The organism is Pseudomonas brassicae (assembly GCF_010671725.1).
Taxonomy (GTDB): domain Bacteria; phylum Pseudomonadota; class Gammaproteobacteria; order Pseudomonadales; family Pseudomonadaceae; genus Aquipseudomonas; species Aquipseudomonas brassicae.
In genome coordinates this window covers 1-3,563 of sequence record NZ_JAAHBU010000354.1, presented here as the reverse complement: position 1 = coordinate 3,563, position 3,563 = coordinate 1, and the positions used below count along the sequence as shown (strand labels likewise).

Genomic DNA, 3,563 nt, shown 5'->3' with positions numbered 1-3,563 from the left:
GGCAATAAAAAGCCCCGCCAGTTGGCGGGGCTTTTTTCACGCTAAGTCAGCTTAGGCTTGAACGACCGGGATATTGGCGTTCGCAGCGGCTTCACGGAACTCGGCGATCTGGTCGAAGCTCAGGTAACGGTAGATGTCGGCAGCCATGCTGTCGATATTCGCCGCGTACTCCATGTACTCCTCGACGGTTGGCAGCTTGCCCAAAATCGAGGCAACGGCAGCCAGTTCGGCGGAGGCCAGGAACACGTTGGCACCATCGCCCAGACGGTTCGGGAAGTTACGGGTCGAGGTCGACACCACGGTCGAGTTCGGCTCTACGCGTGCCTGGTTACCCATGCACAGCGAGCAGCCCGGCATTTCCATGCGTGCGCCAGCCTTGCCGTAGATGCCGTAGTAGCCTTCCTCGGTCAGCTGGTGAGCATCCATCTTGGTCGGCGGCGACAGCCACAGACGGGTTGGCAACTGACCCTTGACCTTGTCCAGCAGCTTGCCGGCAGCGCGGAAGTGACCAATGTTGGTCATGCACGAACCGATGAACACTTCGTCGATCTTCTGGCCCTGGACGCTGGACAGCAGGCGAGCGTCGTCCGGGTCGTTAGGGGCGCAAAGTACAGGCTCCTTGATGTCGGCCAGGTCGATCTCGATGATTTCGGCGTACTCGGCATCGGCGTCGGCCGACAGCAGTTGCGGGTTGGCCAGCCAGGCTTCCATCGCCTGTGCACGGCGTTCCATGGTACGCGCATCGCCGTAGCCTTCACTGATCATCCAGCGCAGCAGGGTGATGTTCGACTTCAGGTACTCGGCGACCGCTTTTTCCGGCAGCTTGATGGTGCAACCGGCAGCCGAACGTTCGGCCGAGGCGTCGGACAGCTCGAACGCCTGCTCGACGGTCAGCTCGTCCAGGCCTTCGATTTCAAGGATGCGGCCGGAGAAGGCGTTGATCTTGCCTTTCTTCTCGACGGTCAGCAGGCCTTTCTGGATGCCGTAGTAAGGGATGGCGTGGACCAGGTCACGCAGGGTGATGCCTGGGTTCAGCTTGCCCTTGAAGCGCACCAGCACCGACTCCGGCATGTCCAGCGGCATCACGCCAGTGGCTGCGGCGAAGGCAACCAGGCCGGAACGGCCGGGAACGAGATGCCGATCGGGAAGCGGGTGTGCGAGTCACCACCGGTGCCGACGGTGTCCGGCAGCAGCATGCGGTTCAGCCAGCTGTGGATGATGCCGTCGCCTGGACGCAGCGACACGCCGCCACGGGTGCGGATGAAATCCGGCAGGGTGTGGTGGGTGGTCACGTCGATCGGCTTCGGATAGGCCGCGGTGTGGCAGAACGACTGCATCACCAGGTCGGCGGAGAAGCCCAGGCACGCCAGGTCTTTCAGCTCGTCGCGGGTCATGGGACCGGTGGTGTCCTGGGAACCGACGGTGGTCATCTTCGGCTCGCAGTAGGTGCCAGGGCGCACGCCCTTGCCTACCGGCAGGCCGCAGGCCTTGCCGACCATCTTCTGCGCCAGGGTGTAGCCCTTGCCGGTGTCGACCGGTGCTTCAGGCAGCTTGAACAGGTCGGTTGGGCCCAGGCCCAGCTCGGCACGTGCCTTCTCGGTCAGGCCACGGCCGACGATCAGCGGGATACGGCCGCCAGCGCGCACTTCGTCGAGCAGCACCGGGGTTTTCATTTCGAAGGTGGTGATGACCTCGTCGGTACCGTGCTTGCAGACTTTGCCGGCATGCGGGTACAGGTCGATCACGTCGCCCATGTTGATGTTCGACACATCGAATTCGATCGGCAGGGCGCCGGCATCTTCCATGGTGTTGTAGAAGATCGGGGCGATCTTGGAGCCGAAGCAGAAGCCGCCAGCGCGCTTGTTCGGTACGTACGGGATGTCGTCGCCGAAGAACCACAGCACCGAGTTGGTGGCCGATTTACGCGAGGAGCCGGTGCCGACCACGTCACCGACATAGGCGATCGGGAAGCCTTCGCCGCGCATCTGCTCGATCTGCTTCATCGGGCCGATGGAGCCTTGCACGTCCGGTACGATACCGTCGCGGGCCATTTTCAGCATGGCCAGGGCGTGCAGCGGGATGTCAGGGCGCGACCAGGCGTCCGGGGCAGGGGACAGGTCGTCGGTGTTGGTTTCGCCAGTGACCTTGAAGACCCGCAGGCTGATCTTGTCGGCCAGGGTCGGGCGCTTCTTGAACCACTCGCCGTCAGCCCAGGATTGCAGCACGGCTTGGGCGTGGGCGTTGCCGTTCTTGGCTTTTTCGGCCACGTCATGGAACGCGTCGAACATCAGCAGGGTGTGCTTGAGTTGTTCGGCGGCAACGGCGGCCAGTTCGGCGTCGTCGAGCAGTTCAACCAGGGTGGCGATGTTGTAGCCGCCTTGCATGGTGCCCAGCAGTTCAACGGCGCGTTGCTTGCTGATCAGCGGGGAAGTGGCTTCGCCCTTGGCGACAGCCGACAGGAAACCGGCCTTGACGTAGGCGGCTTCGTCCACACCTGGTGGTACGCGGTTGGTGATCAGGTCGACGAGGACTGCTTCTTCGCCAGCAGGGGGATTTTTCAGCAGCTCGACCAGGCCTGCGGTTTGTTCGGCGTTAAGCGGCTGGGGCACGATACCCTGGGCGGCACGCTCTTCGATGTGTTTGCGGTAGGCTTCAAGCACAGTTATTACCCTCATCAGTGGTCCCAAATGGGTGTCCGGGACGCTCATCCAGAATAACCGGCACCCATGCGCATCACGGCTTTTTGAGCCGCATAGCCAGGGTTGCAGGAAATCCTTACAGAAGCTGCTTTCAAAGTTTTACGCCTGTAGAACGGAGGCTGATGAGGGGGTGGCGCGGTGTATTCGATAGGTGAATACACCGTGCAACGCCGTTCTACCGGATCAACTGTGCTCGTGACGCTTTGAAAACAGCTTCTAACGGACATTGCTGCCTTAAAAAGGCCGAGTGATTCTACGGTAAAAATGCGCAGAAGGTAAGGCGAGCGCAACGACTTTACGGGGTGACCCTCGTTAGACAAAGGGCTAACATGGTCGTCTGTTCCATCGCCATGCCGTTGAATCTTTCATGTCCAATCAGTCAATTAAAACGCCTTGTGTCGGCCTCTGTTCCACGGTTTACGGGGATCTGGTGTGCCGCGGGTGCAAGCGTTTTCACCATGAAGTGATCCACTGGAACGGCTACAACGACGACGAAAAACGTGCGGTATGGCTGCGCCTGGAGCAACTGCTGGTGCAGGTGATGGCGGCCAAGCTGGAGGTGTTCGATGCCGGCAAGCTGCGTGTGCAGCTGGAGCAGCGCAAGATCCGCTTCGTGCCGCACCAGTCCGAGTATTGCTGGGCCTATCAGCTGATTGCACGGGGCGCGCGAGTGATTCGCGAGCTGGAGGCATACGGCATGGTGCTGTTGCCGGAGTTTCGCGACTGGGAGCTGCCCGAGTTGCGCGATGCCATCGATCGGGAATTCTTTCTGCTGTCCGAGGCGCATTACCAGCGCTACATAGCGCCGGGGTTTCTCAAGGATGCGCTTGGCTGACACGCGCTAGTGCGCCCTTCGCTGGCAAG

1 protein-coding gene and 1 pseudogene are annotated in these 3,563 nt (G+C 61.3%); one reads left to right on the top strand and one right to left on the bottom strand.

Annotation, left to right across the window (positions count from 1 at the left end):
- Positions 1-51: 51 nt before the first annotated feature.
- Positions 52-2,660, bottom strand: a pseudogene (gene acnB, locus G3436_RS21365) (bifunctional aconitate hydratase 2/2-methylisocitrate dehydratase).
- Positions 2,661-3,066: 406 nt separating this feature from the next.
- Here acnB and G3436_RS21360 point away from each other — a divergent pair.
- Positions 3,067-3,534: a DUF1289 domain-containing protein gene (locus G3436_RS21360; protein ID WP_163949179.1), complete on the top strand. Its 468-nt coding sequence runs from the start codon at positions 3,067-3,069 to the stop codon at positions 3,532-3,534.
- Positions 3,535-3,563: the final 29 nt, after the last annotated feature.